The sequence below is a fragment of the Neisseria sp. P0021.S007 genome (assembly GCF_051956855.1).
Genome location: NZ_JBQCXA010000193.1, coordinates 1 through 972, shown reverse-complemented (window position 1 = coordinate 972; position 972 = coordinate 1). Strand labels below are relative to the sequence as shown.

Below are 972 nucleotides of genomic sequence, written 5' to 3'. Positions count from 1 at the left end.
CTAATGTGGCGGGTTGATTTTTAAAGAAACTTTGGGGCAGCGTGGAACATTTTATTGTCCAAATTGCCAGAAATAGTTTCAGACGGCCTTAAATGTCAGAGGCCGTCTGAACATAATGAACACAATACAGAAGAAATTTTATGTCTAAACAAAAAGCTCCTTTTTTTAAACGTCTGAGCCGACTTTGCCGTTTGGCAGCTTGGTTATTTAGAACCGGCCGGGATTTGCGTGCCATTGATGGCAACAATGCAGAGGAACGCAATCATGCTGTGGTTGTTTTGGGAAAAGGTGCGTTGGATGCTTTGGATATCGAATTGGAAATCGGCGTACCGCCTCAAGGAAATGTGAGTGGTACTTTGGTGGTGGCCAACCATGTGTCTTGGTTGGATATTTTTGCCATGAGCGCCGTTTATCCGAGCAGTTTTATTGCGAAACAGGAAATCAGCGGTTGGCCGGTTTTGGGGAAAATGGGTAAAAATGCCGGCACGGTGTTTATCAATCGCAATTCCCGCCGTGATGTCGAGCCGATTAATCAGGCGATTTGTGCAGCATTGAAAGCAGGGCAGAATGTCAGCTTCTTCCCTGAGGCGCGTACTTCTTCCGGCTTGGGTATTTTGCCGTTTAAAGCTGCCCTGTTCCAATCGGCTATTGATGCGAAAGCGCCGATTCAGGCGGTAACTTTGCGATATTATGATGACGAAGGACAACGGACGGATCTGCCATCCTATGCGGAGGTAAACCTGCTTCAATCTTTATGGCGCATTGTTTCTATGAAGAAAATCTGTATCCGCTTGGATTTCTCGCCTCAGTACAAATCGACAGATATGCCTGATAAAGACCGCTATGCTTTGAAGGATATTGCGGAAACAGCCATCGGTGAAATTGTGGCTTCGGATTCTCCCGTTCAGCCCTTACCTAAAAAATAATTTCAGTCAGGCACTTGTTTTATTTCAGATAGCCTTCATTTAGAGG

The 972-nt window shown here is 45.5% G+C and carries 1 protein-coding gene and 1 pseudogene; both read left to right on the top strand.

What is annotated here, in order from left to right; genetic code table 11:
- Positions 1-4: 4 nt before the first annotated feature.
- Positions 5-76: pseudogene (locus ACTHUR_RS12150) on the top strand (zinc finger domain-containing protein); the annotation flags it as partial.
- A 64-nt stretch (positions 77-140) separates the two neighbouring features.
- Positions 141-926, top strand: a complete 786-nt coding sequence (locus ACTHUR_RS12145; protein WP_070646792.1) for a 1-acylglycerol-3-phosphate O-acyltransferase — start codon at positions 141-143, stop codon at positions 924-926.
- The last annotated feature ends 46 nt before the right edge of the window (positions 927-972 follow it).